Source organism: Shewanella psychropiezotolerans (assembly GCF_007197555.1).
Taxonomy (GTDB): Bacteria; Pseudomonadota; Gammaproteobacteria; order Enterobacterales; family Shewanellaceae; genus Shewanella; species Shewanella psychropiezotolerans.
Map to the genome: position 1 here is coordinate 6177372 of NZ_CP041614.1, position 20290 is coordinate 6197661.

General features: G+C 46.2%; 16 protein-coding genes and 1 pseudogene. 5 read left to right on the top strand and 12 right to left on the bottom strand.

All coding sequences use genetic code 11. The features are described 5' to 3' along the window. Positions 1-81: 81 nt before the first annotated feature. The 5 genes from gspG to gspC all read right to left on the bottom strand — a co-directional run bounded on the left by gspG (position 82) and on the right by gspC (position 6561). Complete coding sequence (gene gspG, locus FM037_RS27065) at positions 82-516, bottom strand: type II secretion system major pseudopilin GspG (RefSeq protein ID WP_144048541.1); 435 nt, start codon at positions 514-516, stop codon at positions 82-84. 107 nt (positions 517-623) lie between these two features. After that, a complete protein-coding gene (gspF, locus tag FM037_RS27070) occupies positions 624-1847 on the bottom strand; it encodes a type II secretion system inner membrane protein GspF (RefSeq protein ID WP_144048542.1) in 1224 nt (407 codons plus the stop codon). Positions 1848-1850: 3 nt separating this feature from the next. Then, complete coding sequence (gspE, locus tag FM037_RS27075; RefSeq protein ID WP_144049157.1) at positions 1851-3422, bottom strand: type II secretion system ATPase GspE; 1572 nt, start codon at positions 3420-3422, stop codon at positions 1851-1853. After that, positions 3415-5553 (bottom strand): type II secretion system secretin GspD, encoded by a 2139-nt coding sequence (gspD, locus tag FM037_RS27080; protein ID WP_144048543.1) that lies wholly within the window; start codon positions 5551-5553, stop codon positions 3415-3417. Before gspD ends, gspE begins: the two co-directional genes overlap by 8 nt. A 99-nt stretch (positions 5554-5652) precedes the next feature. Next, positions 5653-6561: a type II secretion system protein GspC gene (gene gspC / locus FM037_RS27085; protein WP_144048544.1), complete on the bottom strand. Its 909-nt coding sequence runs from the start codon at positions 6559-6561 to the stop codon at positions 5653-5655. Between the two features lie 280 nt (positions 6562-6841). Between gspC and hslR the strand changes: the two genes are divergently transcribed. The 3 genes from hslR (at position 6842) to FM037_RS27100 (ending at position 9961) form a co-directional block, all read left to right on the top strand. After that, complete coding sequence (gene hslR, locus FM037_RS27090) at positions 6842-7240, top strand: ribosome-associated heat shock protein Hsp15 (protein WP_144048545.1); 399 nt, start codon at positions 6842-6844, stop codon at positions 7238-7240. A 109-nt stretch (positions 7241-7349) separates the two neighbouring features. After that, positions 7350-8213, top strand: a complete 864-nt coding sequence (hslO, locus tag FM037_RS27095) for an Hsp33 family molecular chaperone HslO (protein WP_144048546.1) — start codon at positions 7350-7352, stop codon at positions 8211-8213. Positions 8214-8419: 206 nt separating this feature from the next. Beyond that, the gene (locus FM037_RS27100; protein WP_144048547.1) at positions 8420-9961 is read left to right on the top strand and encodes a phosphoenolpyruvate carboxykinase; all 1542 of its coding nucleotides are present in this window, start codon (positions 8420-8422) and stop codon (positions 9959-9961) included. 412 nt (positions 9962-10373) lie between these two features. Here FM037_RS27100 and FM037_RS27105 read toward each other — a convergent pair whose 3' ends face one another. Both FM037_RS27105 and FM037_RS27110 read right to left on the bottom strand, forming a co-directional pair. Beyond that, on the bottom strand, positions 10374-10913 hold the full coding sequence (locus tag FM037_RS27105) for a DUF4937 domain-containing protein (RefSeq protein ID WP_229381259.1): 540 nt from the start codon (positions 10911-10913) through the stop codon (positions 10374-10376). A gap of 141 nt (positions 10914-11054) precedes the next feature. After that, complete coding sequence (locus FM037_RS27110) at positions 11055-11393, bottom strand: hypothetical protein (protein ID WP_144048548.1); 339 nt, start codon at positions 11391-11393, stop codon at positions 11055-11057. A 287-nt stretch (positions 11394-11680) separates the two neighbouring features. Between FM037_RS27110 and FM037_RS27115 the strand changes: the two genes are divergently transcribed. Then, positions 11681-13558, top strand: a complete 1878-nt coding sequence (locus FM037_RS27115) for a M14 family metallopeptidase (RefSeq protein ID WP_144048549.1) — start codon at positions 11681-11683, stop codon at positions 13556-13558. 94 nt (positions 13559-13652) lie between these two features. Here FM037_RS27115 and FM037_RS27120 read toward each other — a convergent pair whose 3' ends face one another. After that, complete coding sequence (locus FM037_RS27120; RefSeq protein WP_185976920.1) at positions 13653-15797, bottom strand: TonB-dependent receptor; 2145 nt, start codon at positions 15795-15797, stop codon at positions 13653-13655. 197 nt (positions 15798-15994) lie between these two features. Beyond that, on the bottom strand, positions 15995-16789 hold the full coding sequence (locus FM037_RS27125; protein ID WP_144048551.1) for a class I SAM-dependent methyltransferase: 795 nt from the start codon (positions 16787-16789) through the stop codon (positions 15995-15997). 301 nt (positions 16790-17090) lie between these two features. On the opposite strand from FM037_RS27125, the pseudogene FM037_RS27130 reads away from it, so the two are divergent. Then, positions 17091-17845, top strand: a pseudogene (locus FM037_RS27130) (hypothetical protein). A gap of 131 nt (positions 17846-17976) precedes the next feature. On the opposite strand, the gene FM037_RS27135 reads toward FM037_RS27130, so the two are convergent. From FM037_RS27135 to FM037_RS27145, 3 genes are all read right to left on the bottom strand, one after another. Then, a complete protein-coding gene (locus FM037_RS27135) occupies positions 17977-18789 on the bottom strand; it encodes a phosphatase PAP2 family protein (RefSeq protein ID WP_227993223.1) in 813 nt (270 codons plus the stop codon). 182 nt (positions 18790-18971) lie between these two features. Continuing rightward, a complete protein-coding gene (locus FM037_RS27140; RefSeq protein ID WP_144048552.1) occupies positions 18972-19814 on the bottom strand; it encodes a phosphatase PAP2 family protein in 843 nt (280 codons plus the stop codon). A gap of 178 nt (positions 19815-19992) precedes the next feature. Then, positions 19993-20259 (bottom strand): GIY-YIG nuclease family protein, encoded by a 267-nt coding sequence (locus FM037_RS27145; RefSeq protein WP_229381029.1) that lies wholly within the window; start codon positions 20257-20259, stop codon positions 19993-19995. Positions 20260-20290: the final 31 nt, after the last annotated feature.

Below are 20290 nucleotides of genomic sequence, written 5' to 3' on the forward strand. Positions count from 1 at the left end.
TGGCATATCCATGATGAGCTCAATGATTTCATATGATTATCGATTCAGATTCTTGATTCAGATGTTCAGTAACTTCAGTGCTTACTGGAAGTTCTGTAGATTCCAGTTCCCAATATCATCATCTGTGCCCGCTTGGCCATCTGGACCCGTGCTGAAGATATCAAGCTTGCCATTTTCACCTGGGCTCAGTAGCAAGTAATCATTTCTCCATGGATCTTGTGGCAAACGCTTCACATAGCCATCTTCACGATAGTTACGCGGCTCAGGTGAACTATTTGGTTTTTGTACTAAGGCATCCAGACCCTGTTCGGTCGTTGGATAGATGCTGTTGTCCAAACGATACATGTCTAAGGCATTCTCTAAGGCGACGATATCTGAAACCGCTTTCTGTTGATCGGCCTTATCCTTGTTTCCCATTAAGTTGGGAACAACCATAGAAGCTAGAATCCCTAAAATCACGATAACTACCATCACTTCGAGTAGGGTGAAACCTTTCTGCTTATTTCTTGTTTGCATGAACAACATCCTCTTAAAAACGCTCTGAGCCTCTTGTTAGGCTCAGAGAAAATGAATAACGAAACGCTTATTTTACTGATAACACGATTGTACGATTAATCCTAAACTTAACCACTGACCATATTATTAAGCTCTAAGATTGGTTGCAGAATAGCCAAAACGATAAACAAGACTACGGTAGCCATGCTGACGACCAGCATAGGCTCAAATATCCCCAGTGCTATGGTGACATTCGACTCGAATTCTCTGTCCTGGTTATCCGCAGCTCGCTCAAGCATCTGCTCTAGCTGGCCACTCTTCTCACCCGAGGTGATCATATAGAGCATCATAGGCGGAAAAAGTTTCGTATTCGTCAACGCTGCACCTAAACTGGTGCCTTCACGTACTCGCGCCGTTGCTTCTTCTACCGCAGCCCGGACCTTTACATTAATCAAGACCTCGCTGGCAATTCGCATCGCATCCAGTAGTGGCACTGAGCTCGCCGCTAAGATACTCAAGGTCCGAGCAAAGCGTGCCGTGTTGAGTCCCTTACTGATCCTGCTAATGACAGGTAACTTGAGGAGTAAGGAATCAAACTTCATGCGGTATTCAGGTTTAGTCAGTAGACGTCTAAACAACACAAACCCACCAACCATCACACCTAGGACAAGCAGTCCATAATCTCTGACAAAGTCTGACGAGGCGATCAGTAATTGAGTCGTCCAGGGCAGCTGCTGGCCCATATGTTCGAACTGGCCAACGACCTGGGGCACTACCGCGGCCAATAGAATCGCGATAACGCCTATGGCGACAACGGTTAATACTACGGGATAGATCATCGCCTGAGTCATCTTGCTTTTCAGTTGCTGTCGACGCTCGGTGTAATCAGCCAAGCGGTTAAGCACCACCTCGAGATGACCAGACTTTTCTCCCGATGCCACCATGGCGCGATAGAGATCATCGAAGATATGGGGAAATTCGGCCAGAGAATCAGCCAAGCTATAACCTTCGACCACACGTGAGCGCACCGCCATGATCATGCTAGCCAGACGATCTTTCTCGCACTGCTGACCGACCGCTTTCAACGCTTCCTCTACCGGTAACCCCGCCGCAACCAGAGTGGCGATTTGACGCGTGAGAAGCGCAAGTTCTGCCACGGATATACCGCGCTGAAACAGACTCTTGCCTCCCGATTTAGCCTTAGCTTCTTTCTCGAGAACAGGCTTAATCTCTAACGGCATCAAGCGTTGATCTCTGAGCTGGCCACGGGCATGACGGGCAGTATCCGCCTCGATCACGCCTTTCTGCTGTTTTCCTTGTTTATCTAAAGCCTTATATTCAAATGCAGGCATGAATTATTCCTCGCGAGTAACGCGTAACACCTCTTCGAGGGTAGTTTTTCCGGCCAGTACCTTACTCATGCCATCATGACGAATACTCGGTGTGGTTTGACGAATAAGCTTTTCGATGGCCAATTCACCACGTCCGGTATGGATGAGTTCACGTACTTCGTCGGTGACGATGAGCAGTTCATGGATACCCGTTCTACCACGATAGCCATTATTGCCACACGACTTACAGCCTTCGGCGCGATATATGACTCTTTGATCATCTTCGACCATACCCAGTAATTTACGTTCACTCTGATCCGGCACATGCTCAGATTTACACTCGGAACATAAGGTGCGGATTAGGCGTTGGGCCAGCACGCCCAACAGACTCGATGAGACAAGGAAAGGCTCCACGCCCATATCCTGTAATCGAGTGATTGAACCAGATGCGGTATTGGTGTGAAGCGTCGATAACACCATGTGACCCGTTAATGATGCCTGAACTGCAATCTGCGCCGTTTCTAAGTCGCGGATCTCTCCTATCATCACCACATCAGGATCTTGTCGCAGAATCGCGCGCAGACCACGAGCAAAGGTCATATCGACCTTAGTATTTACCTGAGTTTGACCTACCCCCTCGAGTTCATATTCGATAGGATCTTCAACCGTAAGAATATTTGTTTCTTTCGAGTTCAGCTCGCTCAGACCAGCATATAGCGTTGTACTCTTACCCGACCCTGTAGGCCCGGTCACTAAAATAATCCCATGGGGCTTGCGGATCAGTTCATCGAATTCGATACGGATCTGCTCTGTCATACCAAGTTGAATGAGATCTAAGTTGCCGGTATTTTTATCCAATAGCCGCAATACCACGCGCTCGCCGTGACTCGACGGCATAGTCGACACACGCACATCGACGGCGCGACCACCAATTCGCAATGAGATACGGCCATCTTGAGGAACACGCTTCTCGGCGATATCCAGACGTGCCATCACCTTGATACGGGAAACCAATAAAGATGAAAGTTTACGATTGGGCTTGAGCACCTCTTTCAACATGCCATCGACGCGAAAACGGACAACCAGCTGTTTCTCATAGGTCTCAATATGAATATCTGAGGCTTCCTCTTTGATCGCTTCCGATAATAAGGCGTTGATCAACTTGATGATAGGCGCATCATCATCGCCCTCAAGCAGGTCCTCAGTTTGAGGTAACTCTTCGGCTAATGTATACAAGTCCATCTCATTGCCGATATCTTCCATCAGCTGCTGTGCCTCGGAAGAATTAGCCTGATAAGCCTGAGTTAATCTAGCCTCAAACTCAGCCGGAACCAGCTGCACCAAAGGCAGCTCACGCCCAGTATAGCGTCTGACTTCGAGCAGAGCAGCCAGGGGAGTCTCGGCAGTATGATACAAGGTCAGAGCTTCATCGACACCAGTATCGATCACCACATCGAAACGATGGGAGAAAGCGAAGGGTAAGCGCTCTCTACTATCGGAACGAAACTCCTCATCACTGTCTATTTCAGCGTCCTGCCAAACTTCATCAGAAACTAAAGCCAGCTCATCACTTTGAGGGAGTTGAGCATTACTCATCGGCATTATCATCCGTATCCAGAGACTTGTCTTTTTCTTTGCTCTCGGAGATGCTCTTAAGGGCAGGGTCAGTCTCGCGCATTCTAGTCTCCAGGCCTTTACCCTCTTTATAGCGCTCCAGAATATCCCTAACATCATCTGGCAGGTATTCGGACTGATTCCACTCTTCGAGTATCGGCACCTCGGTATTCGGCATCAAGTTGATGCCTCGCTCTTGCTGCTCTAACTGCAACGCACGGAAGTAGTTGTACTTACGACCCGCGATGCCTTCCATGATGATGCCATCACGAATAATGGTTGCCTTGATGAATATCATCAGGTTCTTTTTCTTCTTGCTGCTCGATGAAGACCTAAAAAGATGGCCGATAATCGGCAGGTCACCGAGAAAAGGTACCTTCTGCACACTCTCCTGCACTTCCTCGTTGATAAGACCACCCAAGACGACGATCTGCCCCGAGTCCGCCATCACAGTGGTAGTCAAACGGCGAGTCGCGAATGTGACATCGACGGCAGTCTTACCATTGATACCTGAGACTTCCTGCTCAATCGTTAACTTAACCGAGGTGCCTTCGTTAATCTGCGGAATCACTTTCAACTTAACCCCCACCTCTTTACGCTCGACGGTGGTAAAAGGGTTGCTGTTGCCGTTACTCGAACTCTGGCTACCGGTTAAGATAGGCACCTCGTCACCAACGATGAATGAGGCTTCCTGATTATCTAAGGTCGTGATAGATGGCGTCGCCAATACGTTAGACTTAGTATCGCTGGAAACCGCCTGAATCAAGGCACCGAAGTCGCCCATGGCTACACCCCAGGCCATTCCGTTAACCTTACCTAATGCTTGAGCCAGAACGGTAATATCACCCTTGGTATCTGGATTATCCGTACAAGTCTGATTATCTCCAGATCCAGAACAAGTCTGTGAGGCCTTCTGATCTTGTGCTAACCAGACACCGGCACCTACCTCACCTATGGTCGGACCTAAGTTATTAAACTGGGTCATGCCGCCAGACGCTGTCGCCCATTGGATACCGAAGCCAACATCGTCACCTTCGGCCACTTCGACGATAATCGCCTCGACCAATACCTGAGCACGGCGAATATCCAGCTGGTTGATCACGTTATCTATGGTGCGCATCTGATCCGGCTGCGCCGTGATCACCAGTGCATTTGTCTCGGCATGGGCCATGATATTGATATCTTTACGGCGTTTATTACCACCTGATTTGCCACCACCATCTTGATCGCTGGACAGCTGATCGGCAAAACCCATCAATACTTCAACAAGATCTTCTGCATTGGCGTATCTCAGATAGCGAACCTTGGTATTACCTGTGTTAGCCTGCTCTGCATCTAGCTTCTTGATCAATTCGACCACACGTTGACGGCCCTTCTCGTCACCGCTGACAATCACGGCATTCATACGCTCATCGGCAACCACTTTAGGAACCTGGCCCGACTGAGACTTGTTACCTGTGACACGATTTAAGGTCTCGATAATACGAACTATCTCACCCGCCGATGCAAATTCCAGTGGTACCACCTGCACTTCGGTATCACCTTGCTTATCGACGCGGCGAACTATCTCTACCAGCTTATTGACTACGGCTGCGCGACCAGAAATCATTAAGACATTCGATGGGTCATAATTAACTACGTTACCGCCACCGGCATTATCATTAAGCTGACGAAGCAGGGGGGCGAGTTGTTTCGCTTCGGTGTTGTAGAGGGCGACGATACGAGTCACCATCTCATCGCCGACTCCGGGAGCCTCATCATCGGCAACACGAATAGATGCTGTTTTAGCATCCTTGTCTTTAATCACCTTGATGATGTTGTTATCCATCTCCACGACGGCATAACCATAAACCTGAAGCACATTAAGGAAGAATTGATAATATTGTTCATCATCGAGAAGATCATAGCTGCGGACATTAATCTTACCGCGAACCGTGGGATCGACGATAATGGTACGATTCAGATTTTTACCAACGATATTGATAAACTCTTGAATATCAGTCCCTTTAAAATTAGCCGCATATTGCTCAGACCAAGCAAGTTGAGGAGCTAAAAGAGATGCTCCCATCACAATCCCTGCAATTAATTTTCTGCGAAAACTCTTCTTATTCATTATGTTACTTCCCATAAACCCATTAGTTCGCCCATAAGGCTCAAACAAATACTGATGAGGTGTGAGGACCAGGAATTAGTCTCACCCTCTAATTTTTAATTATTCCGGCAAACTGAACATGATCTCAATTAGCTGCCCGTCTCTTTCGACCATAAGAGATATTTCAGTTAATTCTGGTAATTGAGCCATCACTTCCATCGACTGGCTCATTGAAGTTAGATCATAACCATTCATAGACTTTGCAAGATCGTTGGCTTTAAATCCTGCCCGCTTAAACAGCTCCCTGTCTTTACCCGGATTCAAGCGGTAACCACTCAACTCACCGTTACTGCGAACGGGAGATATGGATAAGAAATCTGTAATTTTACTCGGATCGGCCAATAGCTCCTCACGAGACTGCTTAATCTCTTGAGCTACCTGCTTATTTTTACGTTGATCTATCTTCCTTACCGACTTGGCTCGTTGAAGTTGCTTATTAGCCTGACTGTTAGTTTCATATTTTAGACCGTCGAGCATTAACGTCTCATAACGACCCGAATTGGTAATGATGATGCGATCGGCATAGACCTCTTTAAGCGATGCAGATGTTCCTTTAATCTTATCCCCTAAACCATAGGTATTCTGGGAGCCGCTTGAGGCTATAACCGCTAAGCCTTTCTGCTGTACGGTCGAGGCGACCACACCCGTTAACTGAATAGATAGGGAGGTTTTTGGTGCATCAGTGATCATCTCGACTACGGTCTCAACCTTAGGCTTAGAGGCATTGGAATCCAACCTACCAAAAAGCGCTAATTGTTGTAGTTCGCCGATATTCACATTGCTTCTGGAACTACTGCTGACAGGCGTTGGACGCCAGGTTTGAGATCCATCCGATACTGAGATGAGTTTCCAGGTGATCTGAGCTAATAGGTAAATAACAAGCACGAGAACAAGCCAAAAAGTAGCTGAACTCAAAGGCTTATGTGGTATACCTGCGGCCTTGGCAATAACTTTATCTAATAAATCCATATTTATGTGGACCCTCTATACAGGTCTCTGTTCTGATTATAATAATTTAGTAAATCCTGACTCATGCTAACCTACACTGTAGAGCGCAACAAGCGCAACAAGCTTATAACAGCGGCATAATTGGCGACTATGGGCTAATTATGTTAACTTTACGCGTCTTAAAACGGTGTGAAGCCGATCGCGATCTTAGGTGATTAGCGTGTTTTAAAAACATTTTATTACCCAGCATGTGACCTCATCCACCTTTAAATAGCAACTAGTGTTACACCACGGAGACTCAATGACCAAGTCCCTCGACCCCGCAAGCTCGGTCCGACTGGATAAGTGGCTTTGGGCCGCCCGCTTTTATAAGACTCGCGCCATCGCTAAAGAGATGATCAATGGCGGCAAAGTTCATTATAACGGCCAACGAACCAAGTCGAGTAAAATGGCGGAGTTAGATGCTGTAATAAAATTAAGACAGGGGTATGACGAAAAAGAAATAGTCATCAAAAAACTGTCTGAACAGCGACAAAAAGCCATTTTTGCGCAAACTCTATACCTGGAAACCCCCGAAAGCATAGCTAAGCGAGAGACATATGCCGAGGCGAGACGCTTGAATGTACTCAACAATCCCGCACCAGATCATAAACCAGACAAGAAGCAGCGACGCCAGCTCATTCGCTTTAAAGAAGGCTAATGCACTTTAAATCGACCTAAGCGTTGAAAAAATGGCCTCCAGGCACCATATACCTATTTAATTGATACCGATAGTTCGGCTTCAGAAGCAATGTAATTGTGAGATTGAGATGAGTAAAGATAATTTACACCGCTACCTATTCGAAAATGCAGACGTTCGTGGCGAATTAGTACAACTCGAGAAGAGTTATCAAGAGATTTTGTCTGCCCACAAATATCCAGTACGGCTCCAGCACCTTCTAGGTGAGCTTATGGCGGCAACATCTCTACTTACCGCGACACTGAAATTCAATGGTGATATCAGTGTACAACTTCAGGGTGACGGTGCGGTCTCACTCGCCGTTATCAATGGCAACAACCTACAACAGCTACGTGGTGTGGCTCGCTGGAATGGTAACTTGAAGCAAGACGCCGATCTGCAGCAACTATTCGGCGATAAAGGTCATATGGTGATCACCCTTACGCCTACCGATGGTGAGCGTTATCAAGGTGTAGTAGCACTAGACAAAAGCAGTTTAGCCGCCTGCCTCGAAGAATACTTTGCTCAGTCAGAGCAATTACCGACTTCGATCAATCTATTTGCCAATGGCCAACAAGCGGCTGGCATCTTGTTGCAAGTACTGCCGAGCGAAGGTGAGCATAACGTCGAGTTTGAGCATTTAGAGCAACTGACAGCCACGGTAAAGGAAGAAGAACTTTTTGATCTTGAAGCTGAAGAGGTACTTCATCGTCTCTACCATCAAGAAGAAGTACGCCTTTTTGACCCGGTCCAAGTCACTTTCTCCTGTACCTGTTCGAGAGAACGCAGCGCTCAGGCTATTCGCACCGTCGCTAAAGCAGAAATCGATGCCATCATTACCGAACTAGGTAAAATTGACATGGGTTGTGAGTATTGCAATACCAATTACAGCTTCGACTCCATCGATATCCAAGCTATCTTCAGCAATGCACAGGCTCCCGCAGCTAAGCAGTAATACAGTTTCAATGAAACGAGGATGCCATCTGCATCCTCTTTTTTTGCCAAAAAATCGATCTTCCTCACACATTCATTTCTGCTTAAGTTACAATCGAGTTTCAGCGCATTAAGACGCTTATTGATAAACAATAATTTTCTATATATAGAAAAAAGCCGACAAAGAACGGCACCGAAATTCCGACCTCAAAACATGGAGACCTTACTATGGCGGATGGATCAAAACTAACTCACCATAACCCTACGACAGCACAACTCATCGAGCTAGCCCTTGCCCGCGGCGAAGGTGAACTCACAGCCAATGGCGCGTTAGTCGCAAAGACAGGGGAACGCACAGGCCGTTCACCTAATGATCGCTTTATCGTCAAAGAGCCAAGTTCAGAAGCCGATATCGATTGGGGCCCAGTGAACAAACCTTTCGAACAAGCTAAATTTACCGCCCTATGGCAAAAAGTAGAGGCCTATTTGGCCGATAAAGAGCTCTTTGTTTCTGAGCTAGAAGTCGGTGCAGACCCTGAGCATTACCAGCCAATACAAGTCACCACAGAAACGGCATGGCACCAGCTATTTGCCCGCAACCTGTTTATCATCCCTGAAGAGTTCAATGCCGCAGATAAGCCAGTTTGGCAGATCATCAATGCACCAGGTTTCGTCTGCGATCCCGAAAGAGATGGCACATATTCAGATGCGACCGTTATCTTGAACTTTGCCGAACGTAAAGTACTTCTTGCCGGCCTTAAGTATGCCGGTGAGATGAAGAAGTCTATGTTCTCAGTGCAAAACTTCCTACTCCCAGCCAAAGGCGTATTGCCAATGCATTGCTCGGCTAACGTAGGCAGAGATGGCGACACGACACTATTTTTCGGCCTGTCTGGCACAGGTAAGACTACGCTATCGGCCGATCCTAAGCGTTTCTTAATCGGTGATGACGAGCACGGTTGGGCACCAGGCGGTGTATTTAATATCGAAGGCGGTTGTTACGCTAAGTGTATCGATCTGAGCCAGAAGAATGAGCCGGTGATCTGGGACGCTATCCGCTTCGGTACCGTACTTGAAAACGTGGTCATGGATGAGAACCGTGTTCCGGACTACAGCAACTCGACACTCACGGAAAATAGCCGTGCGGCTTATCCGCTTGAGCATATCGAACTCAGAAAAGAGGAAAACTGCGGCGCCGAGCCACATGCTGTTGTTTTCTTAACCTGTGATGTATCTGGCGTGCTACCACCAGTGTCACTACTGACCAAAGAGCAGGCCGCTTATCACTTCCTTTCGGGTTATACCGCTAAGGTTGGCTCGACCGAGATGGGTTCCAGCGCTGCGATTCAGTCGACCTTCTCAACCTGTTTCGGCGCACCTTTCTTCCCACGTCCTGCCGGTGTCTATGCCGAGCTACTGATGAAGCGAATCGAATCATTCGGCAGCCAGGTATATCTGGTCAACACAGGTTGGACTGGCGGTCCACATGGTGTCGGTAGCCGTTTCGACATTCCGACAACTCGCGCTATCGTCGATGCGATTGTCAGTGGTGGACTCAAAGATATAGAGACTGTGCACTTAGAAAAGCTAAACCTGAAAATTCCTGTCGCCATTCCAGGCGTCGAGACTAAGCTGCTCAACCCAGTAAATACCTGGGAAGATAAGGCGCTATATGCCGAATATGCACAAAAACTGGCAGAGAGCTTCACAGCCAACTTCGAGAAGTACCAGGTATCGGATTCGATTAAGCATGCCGGACCTAATGCCTAATTAAGGTCTTTTATTGGTTAGTTTGATTGCCTTATTAATCCTAGTTTGGCTGTTAGCTGAACTGGGATTTTTTATGCCTGTTGCTTGATATTTAACATTTAGTGTTGAGTGTTATGTGATAGGTGGTTTATGGACCATAACTTCACTGTTGTCTATCGCTTCCCAGCGGGGTATGTGCAGACACTTCTGTGAGACGCTGTAAACCCTTCCCTGGGCGCTCTACGGTTTCCAATAACCTCCCTGTTAAACGGCCAGTTCGGCATCCCAGCCTCTCGTTCGAAGAGTATCACTTCGCGATACCTCACTATGAAATCTAAGCTCACAGCCGCGCCTACACTGGATTTAAAAAACAGAGATGCTCTCTTCGAATTGAAGGGATATATATGACAGGCTAAAAAAACAAATGGAGAAGTTAAGGCGTTATTTGCCAGCTTGGTTCTGTTTGGATGTGATAGCCTGAGATGGATTGGATTATGTCGGTGGCAGCTTGTTGCTTTAGGGTTGGGAAGTAATGGCTGGCGTAGTGACGATGAGCCGCTTCATTTTCCCAATAGGTCGTCACCAGATAACGCTGGGGTTTATCATTAAACAGCCATACCTGTCCGCCTAACATTCCCTCGACTCGCTGCATGCCCGGATTCCACAGCCTTGCCTGCTCTTTAATAAATTCATTGGTTTTTTCTGGGTCGATATAGCAATCGGCGATGCGAATAAAACCACAACCGACTTGGCTATTACAGTGATGATTCTGATATTGATTTAAAGCTGGAATACTCATCACCAGATGTAAATAGGAGACAGAGATAGTGCTATAGGTTCCAACCTGATTAGTTTTCTCTGCGGTAGGATCATGAGTCACCCTCATAAAATTTTTCACACTCTCCATATCACTCCAGCGAGCCAGAATCATCGCCTGACCGCTTGATAAATCCCAGCCACCTAGTTGAGAGATAAACCCCTGGCAGTGCGCCGTTGCTTGCCAGAGACTCTGGCCCTCGGAAAATCTGCCCTGTTAGCAACAGGGACTTCACATCGAATATATTTGGCTATCATCTTCGTTCCTTGAAATTGAAATGACCATTTAAATGAGAGTTTAAAACAAGAAATCTATTCTTCTATGGACAAGTGAATCAGTAAAACCTTCTGTTTCAACATCATAGTTTTCCCCAATTTCAATTCGGTCATAGATAGCTTCAGTGGTGATAAAGCGCTCCTCTGGGGTAATAATATAGAAGGTTGGCACGCCCGAGCAGTTACCAGCAGAACAACCTTGGCTCCACTCTAGATTTTTATTCTCAACTGTAATATTGATCACCTCATTACTGAGCTCAAACCAGCTGAATACAGCTACCCCGAGCAAGATAAATGTGGGCACCAGAAACTTGGCAATGCGTGTCAGCCGCTTAAAATTCTCATCTTGATCTTGTTGCATATGTTTCCTTTTATTCTCGGCTAAAGCAGATAAACACCCAAGAATCTAAAAAACCATCATATTCCACAATTGAAAGACTCGACATTAAATAAACTTCACTCACTAACATTCCAGAGTCATGCTCAAAGAAACAATAGAGCCCGGAATGGGAACTGTACATAAGCGAACCTTTGACTATTAATTACAATGACCTCCCCTCTTGTGTTGGTGAGCTTTTTAATGAAATATAACAGCCAAATAATAACTCTAACTAAAACTTAGTCTCCGACTTTATTGGGTATTCGATCATGCGCTTAACCCCTTTATCAACAACCATTTTACTAGCACTGTCTATCGCTAGCACTAGCTGCCTTGCAGGCGATGCCGCAACTAACGCTAATACAGCAAGTACTGGCACAGCAGGGTTAACTCCTAAGCAAGCCAATACCTATATCAACGATAGAATACTGCCACCAGCTATCGAATGGCATGGTAAGAGTGAAGCTCTGCTTCTCGGCGTCGATGATGAATGGGCTACCCCCTTCGAGAAAGATGGCCTCAAAACCAGCCCAAGTTACGATGAAACCTTTGCCTGGCTGGATAAACTCATAGCCCAAACAGACAAGTTAAAGAAAGTTAGCCTGGGTAAGAGCCCACAGGGACGGGATATCTGGATGCTCATAGCATCGAGCGAAGGCGCCTATTCTCCAGAAGTATTAGCCGAGAACGGTAAGCCTAGTGTGTTGGTTCAGGCCGGGATTCACTCGGGCGAGATCGACGGTAAAGACGCTGGCATGATGTTACTGCGTGATATCGTTCTGGGTAATAAAGGTGTACTACTCGATAATGCCAACCTCTTATTTGTGCCTATTTTCAGTGTCGATGGTCATGAGCGCTCCAGCCAATACAATCGGGTAAACCAACGCGGTCCGGTAAATATGGGGTGGCGTACAACATCTAATAACCTCAACCTGAACCGCGATTATGCCAAGGCCGATACATTAGAGATGCAGCATATGCTACAAGCCATCAACGAGTGGCAGCCCGATCTCTATATCGATGTGCATGTCACCGATGGCATCGACTATCAGTATGATGTGACCTTCGGCTATAACTTAGCCCAGGGACTCAGCCCTGCAAGCTATGCCTGGCTAGAGAAGAGTTACCGCCCCGCCATAGAGTCGGCTCTCACTAGCCAAGGCCATATTCCAGGCCCCTTAATCTTTGCCATAGATAACACAGATATCACTAAAGGCATGTCACTGTGGAACCCCAGCCCACGCTATTCCAATGGCTATGGTGATACCAGACACCTGCCGACTATCTTGATAGAGAACCACAGCCTCAAGCCCTACAAGCAACGAGTGCTAGGAACCTATGTGATGCTCGAAGCAACACTGAAAACAGTGGGTAAGCAGGCCACTAAACTAAAATCAGCCATCAAACAGGATAAATTCAACTATCCTGCCAGAGTGACACTCACCTGGAAAGAGGTGCAACAAAAGCGAAGCTGGGACTTTAAGGGCATTGAATATCACATGGAAGAAAGCCCGATCAGCGGCAACGAGATTGTCAGATGGAACGGAGTTCCTAAGCTTTATCCTAACCTGCCCGTGATAGGCGATACAGTGCCGGATATCAGCGTGACTCGACCCAGTGCTTATTACATTCCTCCGCAGTGGACTGAAGTGATCGAGCGTTTGCACATTCACGGCATCCGCATGACTAGACTCATCCAGCCGACAGAGATGAAACTGCAGCAATATGAGCTGAGCTCCCCTAAGTTCAGGAGCAAGGATTATGAAGGCAGACAGACGGTGAAAGCCGATGCGAAACTCGAGTCAGTTGAGACTAAGCTGCCTAGCGGCACGGTAAGAATCGATACCCACCAACCCTTGGGCGATCTGGCTATCTTGCTACTCGAGCCGCAATCACCGGATTCATTACTGCAATGGGGATTTTTTAATCCCATCTTCACCCGCACCGAGTATATCGAGAACTATGCCGTAGAACCGCTAGCGGCTCAGATGCTCAAGGATGACCCTAAGTTACAACTAGCCTTCGACAAGGCCCTCAAAGATGAAGAGTTCGCGGCAGACCCTAAGGCACGTCTACGCTGGTTCTATCAGAGAAGTCCTTACTATGATGACCAATACCAAAAATACCCAGTATTAAGAGAAAAGTAACTCTGAGCCTTATGCCGCTTGGTATTACAAACAAAAAAGACTCGCAATCAATGCGAGTCTTTTTTCCGGGGTTTATCGGTCCAGATGTGAGGTATTAGTAATTTACACTGTATTCGAGGGCTAAACGTCGACCATAACCAGAAAACTGATTACGATATTTTTCCCAAACAACTTCTTTATTCATCTGAGACACCAGAGGCTGGTAGTCTGCATTGAACAAGTTATCTATGCCGAAGGTGATACGTCCATAGCCACCAGTATCGAAGGTAGAGATGAGATCCACTAAGGTATAGCCATCATAGGGAGACTCATAGTAGCTATATCCGGCTTCGCTTTCCCGAGCGTTCTTATCTCGATCGCCCACATAGTTAACCTGCATGCGTACCGAAGCCATATCGTTAAATCGATAATCGGCATAGGCCGAGGCTTTAATTGGGGTGATTTTAGTACCATTCATCCAATAATCTACACCTGTCTCACTGTTGGTGCGTTTACCTTCAGATTGAGATACTGAGGTACCGATCTTTATCGCCTCGTTGATGCGATAATCCAGAGTAGCCTCGAAGCCCCAGACTTTCTCATCGGCGACCACCACGGCGGCAACACGCTTCGAAATTTGAGCATCGACATTATAGTCATAGGCATAACCGTCGCTAATGTCGGAATAGAAGAAAGAGAGACTCCCTTGCAGATCCTGATTATTGAAGCGTAGACCAGTTTCATAGTAGTTTGTTTGTGTAGCCGGGATGTCATCGGAAAACTCGGCAACGCTAGCCACCGGCATGTCTCTCAACATACGCATGTCCGCATGAGAATAGCCTTGAGAAAAACTGGCAAAAACATCGGTAGAGTCATTCAAGCTATATACCAGGCCTAAATTAACCAGAGGCTTATGGTACTTTAAGGTATCGCCTTGCTTCTCGCTGAGGATCCCCCTGCTGTACCTTTGATAATCCGGAACTTCAATCTCGAAGTTCTCATAGCGCAGACCAATTTGTAGGGTCAGATCATCGGTGATCTGGTTCCAGTATTGAGCGAATGGGCTCAGCTTAGTCTCGGTAAGATCGCATACAGAGCAGATATATTGAGACTCTGTTACGGGAACACCATTTATGTTTAAGCTAAGAATGACATCACGATCTCTACCTTGCTCGGTATTATCCTTACCATATTCGAATCCATAGACTAAACGGCTGTAATTATCAATCGTCCACTGCATGGCAGCCTTAAAGCCACTCCTGTCGGAGACAATCTCGGAGCCCGACTCATAGCCCACATTAACCTTGCTCATATAAGCCGAGAGGCTTAATTGCTGGCCAAATATATCGTCATGATCATAGGTGACTTGTACTGTGCTTAGTTCAGTCGTCGGGTTAGGGCCAGTGTATGGCTGAGTCTTATCGATCTCTACTAGGCCGTTGTCATCGTTGACGCTACGTTTATAATGCAGCTTGTTCTCTATTTTGTAGTGATGAGCTAACAGGGCTACACGACTCGAGTCCATCTCTTGATCTAGCTTAAATAACACGTCGTACTCATCCGCATCACCCATACCACCTTGGCTATTAGGTGCGCCGGGTAGTTGATTACCATTAGAATCATATAGGTTGCCGCGGTCTTTACCCGACAGATTCAACAGATAGCCTAGATCTGAGTCGGTAGTGCCAGAGAAGGTCTGGGAGATACTGTAGCCGGCATCCGATAGCTCATCGGCAAAGGCTTCGACGCCTACTGTCGTTTGCATTTCGAAGTTAACCGTAGGTTTCTTGGTGATCACATTGATGATGGCACCCGCCTCACCATTACCGTACATGGCACTTGCGCCCTTGATCACTTCTATGCTCTGGATCACATCCACAGAGATGGACTGTAGATCACGACCACCGGCTCTCAAGGTTGTTGAAATCAATACACCATCAATCATGACTATGGCTTTACCACCACGAAAGTTCTGGCCAAAGGTGGACATAGTTTCGGTACTTGGAGAGAAACCAGGAACCAGATTCGAGATGATTTCGGATAAATTACGCGCGACTACTCGCTGAAGGTCTAAATCTTCCTTAGACACGATAAAAACCGAATTTGGGGTATCACTAAGTTTCTGTGCGAAAGGAGACGCGGTGATCAGGATGTGCTCTATATTACTGGATTCAGATGCGCTTACCGCTTCTGGCTGTGCCTGAGCCGAGCCTGCAGTCAGTGCAGCCACTACGGCTAGCCCTATCATACTTAATTTCACGTTATGGTCCATACTACAAATATAAATCGTTATTATTACCATTCGCACAAACATGACAATAAAAACATAAAAAATTTACAATTGAGCAAAAAACTCATACAAATTCACAATCAATAAGATGCCAGAAATATTGCCAGCACCTTAATGTTTATCGGTTCAGGAAGTAAACCGCTTCTCTAGATATATATAGGTTTCTCTTAGCTAGGTTTCTTAGCCGAAATTGAATAACTCAAGGGTACACGCTGCTGTTTGTGTTCCATCACATATCTTAATACTCGCTCACCGGATGCCTGAGTATGAACTTCCTCGACCAAGCCCTCGAAACAGTTATAGGGGCTAAAGCCGAACTCATTATAGTGTTCGAGTCTGAGTCCGGCGCGGAGCAAAGCATTGATAATATCTGAGATTGAATGCGGCCAAGTGACCAAGGTATCTTTCTCACCAGAGCAGTTCTCTGTATAGGTGCCCTCTTCATCGACATCCGGCTCAACTTGTGCAAAGTAGCTATAGCCATCGAACAAGGCTTCTAAGGGATGAAACTCAACCATATAGAATTGACCGCCAGACTTGAGGCAATCTCTGACGACTTGAGCCCATTGATCGAGATCTGGCAACCAACACAGGGCGCCATAAGAAGTAAACACGATATCGTACTGCTTAGACACTTTCTCTGCCGTACTATAAACGTCAGTACAGATAAACTCGGCTTCGAGGCCAGCCTGTAATGTGACCTCTTGGGCCTTTTCGATTGCCGTAGACGAGAGGTCGATACCCGTCACTTCGGCGCCCTTTCTGGCCCAAGACAAGGTATCCAATCCAAAGTGACATTGAAGATGGAGAAGACTCTTACCTTTCACCTCGAGCTCATCAAGCTCTATCTCTTGCAGGGCACACTTACCGGATAGAAAACCTTCTACATCATAAAACTTTGAGGCCACATGGGTGTGAGTTCGCTTATTCCACGCAGATTTGTTGATTGCTAAGTAATCCATTGCTCTCTCTTATTTATCTTCTATCCATAGTAAGTAACCAGATTTATAGCACGAATAAATGTGGTGATGAAATTCACCACATTGCAGGTCTAAAAACTCACAGATTACGCATTTAGATTAACATTTTCACAAACATTACCCAACAAAACCAAAAATAACCATATAAAACATATAGGTGCCATGTTGGCATAAACACTGCAAAAGGAAATGATAATAGAAACCGCATGGCAATGACTTCAAGCGTACAAGAATAAAAACTTAAGTCTTGGCCACACATAATAGATTTCAAAGGAACAGAAACATGACTTTTCGCCCAACAGTACTCGCTTCTATTTTTGCCCTATCCCTATCCGGATGCATTATTAACGTTAATGGCGCCAGCATGGAGCCTCTGGAACACAGTCAACAGGTGATGCAACTCGATGCTAACGAGCTCAACGTCATGGTCGCCAATACAGGAGCCGGTTCACTGGAGATAATTGGGGTCGATGGGCTTACAAATATCATACTCGAGGCCGATATCTACACCTATGAAGAGATGGAACCTAACTTGTCTCTGACTCAAAAAGGTAACACTGCCTATCTGGTAGCCGAGTTTGGCCCAAGATTCGGCTCAGGAAACTCCCCATACATAGATCTCGTTATCAAGGTTCCGGCTAAAATGACATTAGACATCGATGACGGCTCAGGCAGCATCAAACTCTCTGGTATGGATGCCGATATCAAGCTTGAGGATGGCTCTGGTAGCATAGAGATCCTGGGGGCAGAGATCTGAATATACAGGATGGGTCCGGCTCCATAATTCTGTCAAATGTACAGGGTAATATCGAGCTCGACGATGGTTCTGGCTCGATAGATATCAGCAAGGTTAATGGTGATGTCAGTATCACAGATGGATCCGGTGGCATGTCGGTCAAAGACATTCAAGGTCGAGTCACCATAGAAGATGGTTCAGGTGGTATTGAAGTGGTCAATACTAAGGGGCTCACGATTCTCGAAGCCGGCTCCGGCAACTTGAGTTTCGATAAGATAGATGGTCAGGTCAGCATGCAATAACTCTCAATAACAGCTGGCTGGCTTAACAGACTTCCCGGCGCAGCGACTTTAGCTATTTTAATGAGTCGCTGCCCACCCCCAACACTGATAGCGATATCCCAACTCAGTTCAAAATTTTTACTTAGCTGAGATTATCCCTCTAGCTTAGCGGCTCTATGAGTCCGCTTCCAAAACTGCCAAATCAATCCTGCGCACACACTAAACCAGATCCATCTGAGCAAGATCACTTGCCAAAATGCATCGGCATCAATGCCTTTATCCAGCTCACAGAGCAGGAGAACCACCAAAAGCACCAGATAACTTCGAAATCTCAGTTTATCAGTGAGCTTCACCAGAGGAGCAAGCAATAACGCCCCATAAGCGCACAAAGCACCGACGATAGCCCCCATGACAACATCCGCAGGCCAATGAGCACCGACCATGATACGTGAAGCACCTATAAGTGCAGCGACGGCGATCAAACCCAACTTAATTTTATTGCACTTGCTCACCAGAAAAATAGTTACCGCAAATAGAAAAGCCGTCGCGGTATGGCCCGAGGGAAAGCTATTTACATGCCGGGTCTCTCCTATAATATTTAAATATTCCAAGATCACTGCGGGTCTGGGTGAGGCGAAATAATCTTTAATCAGAGGAACCATCAACAAAGAAAGTATGGCAGCAATCACCACTCTCAAAGTGAGATCGGGACGTTTGACCAGATAACAGAGCACAATAGCGCCTAAAGTCGTCCCATTACCAAGATCGGTAATAGCACTGACCAACCAAGCGGGTAATCGAGCCCCCATAGCATTAATGCTCTGAAATAGAGATAAATTGGTCGCATCATTTAATGTAAGTACATGCACCACAAACAGTGCCAATAGCAGAAATTTAAATCCATATCCTGTCATTTCACGAGATTGTAAGCTCCATTTTACTCGTGAAGAAATTCTGTTGTTCATAACGGACTCCGAATTTTTCATCGATGCCATTATATGAATCGAACGTGAAAATTCCGTAAATCTGCTTGTAAAGCTTCAATCTATTACATACGCATATCGATGCTCTGCTAACCAGATCACATTTTGAATAACAAGAGAGTTCAAATTTAACGTGTAATTATCATCAACTAAGATATCTCTTACTAATGTGAATGTAGCCTTTGACGTTTAGCCGTTACGCTTGTCATGACCTCCCTCATCGTAAACACCAGCACGGCAATGGTACTTAGGCTAAGTAGGCCCCACCTCACATATTGCACGATGTAAATATCAGAAAAGTCGTAGCCAGTATTTAATTCACTCGATACCAGAGCCAGGACTAAGAGCAGATAAGCCATTAGGCGCTTTCGAAATGAGAGTCGAATTAACGGACATAATTGAGTCGCGATATAAGCACAGCTAAGACCCACTATAGCCCCCATGACCACATCAGCAGGCCAATGTGCCCCCACCAAGATCCTTGATACCCCCACTAATGACGCCATAAAAATTAAGCTCACCCTTATCATTGCCTGTTGGCTTGAAAGGTAAATGAGCCCAGCAAATAGAAATGCCGTTGCGCTGTGCCCGGAAGGAAAGCTGTGTTTGTGTCTAATCTCTCCGATCACATTTAAATATTCTAATAACACAGCAGGCCTCGGCGCATCGAAGTACTGCTTAAGCAAGGGGACAAAAATCAGGCTTAACAGAGCTGCGAGGAGTACCCTACAGATCAACTCAGGACGTTTGACCAGATAACATAAGAACACAGCCCCCAGAGTGATGCCATTGCCAAAATCAGAGAGCAACGCCGACATCCAATCAGGCACCCGAGTCCCAATGTCATTGATGCTAGTAAATATCCCGAGATTACTAGCTTGATTTAGGGTGAGTAAATGCAGAAAAAATAATACGCAGAAAATGATGAAAAAACCGCTCGTCAGACCATTAGTTTTGTCTACGGCTCGTTCATTGGTTTGTATATTTATATGTTTAAATCCAGGCAAGTTATACCCCAATAGTGACTCGTGGACACAAATTAACTCTTGAGGTGTGAAAAACTTGTCTTTGTAGATGAAAGGATGGAGGCTCTAGTCAGACGAGAGCATAAGGGTAATCAATAACATTATAATAATGTTATTGATTACCCTTATGCGACAAAGTAGTGAAAATCAGCTTCAGTAATCAAGAATTAGCTTCAGCAATCATGAGTAGTTTCTGTTGCCTGGACAATTTCTTAACCCTAATCTCTCGCTTTAACGCTTCAGAGCGATTGCCGACATTTTCAGAATACGCCAAAGAGAGAGGCCCCTTACCCCGAAGAAATTTAGCCGCCTTAATGCCACCGGCCTGGTGCTCCTTTAAGCGGCGTTCTATATCTGTAGTCACCCCAGTATAGAGATGGCCATTACCGCAGCGGATCATGTATAGCTTCCAATTAGACTCGGCCACAATAACTCCATAACAAATAAATCAAGATGTG

Excerpts from the sequence above, each read along its gene's own strand:
- hslO (WP_144048546.1), top strand. The coding sequence starts at position 7,350 with ATGAGTAAAGATAATTTACACCGCTACCTATTCGAAAATGCAGACGTT.
- gspD (WP_144048543.1), bottom strand. The coding sequence starts at position 5,553 with ATGAATAAGAAGAGTTTTCGCAGAAAATTAATTGCAGGGATTGTGATG.
- FM037_RS27100 (WP_144048547.1), top strand. The coding sequence starts at position 8,420 with ATGGCGGATGGATCAAAACTAACTCACCATAACCCTACGACAGCACAA.
- FM037_RS27110 (WP_144048548.1), bottom strand. The coding sequence starts at position 11,393 with ATGCAACAAGATCAAGATGAGAATTTTAAGCGGCTGACACGCATTGCC.
- gspG (WP_144048541.1), bottom strand. The coding sequence starts at position 516 with ATGCAAACAAGAAATAAGCAGAAAGGTTTCACCCTACTCGAAGTGATG.
- gspF (WP_144048542.1), bottom strand. The coding sequence starts at position 1,847 with ATGCCTGCATTTGAATATAAGGCTTTAGATAAACAAGGAAAACAGCAG.
- gspC (WP_144048544.1), bottom strand. The coding sequence starts at position 6,561 with ATGGATTTATTAGATAAAGTTATTGCCAAGGCCGCAGGTATACCACAT.
- FM037_RS27125 (WP_144048551.1), bottom strand. The coding sequence starts at position 16,789 with ATGGATTACTTAGCAATCAACAAATCTGCGTGGAATAAGCGAACTCAC.
- FM037_RS27115 (WP_144048549.1), top strand. The coding sequence starts at position 11,681 with ATGCGCTTAACCCCTTTATCAACAACCATTTTACTAGCACTGTCTATC.
- FM037_RS27135 (WP_227993223.1), bottom strand. The coding sequence starts at position 18,789 with ATGAACAACAGAATTTCTTCACGAGTAAAATGGAGCTTACAATCTCGT.
- hslR (WP_144048545.1), top strand. The coding sequence starts at position 6,842 with ATGACCAAGTCCCTCGACCCCGCAAGCTCGGTCCGACTGGATAAGTGG.
- gspE (WP_144049157.1), bottom strand. The coding sequence starts at position 3,422 with ATGAGTAATGCTCAACTCCCTCAAAGTGATGAGCTGGCTTTAGTTTCT.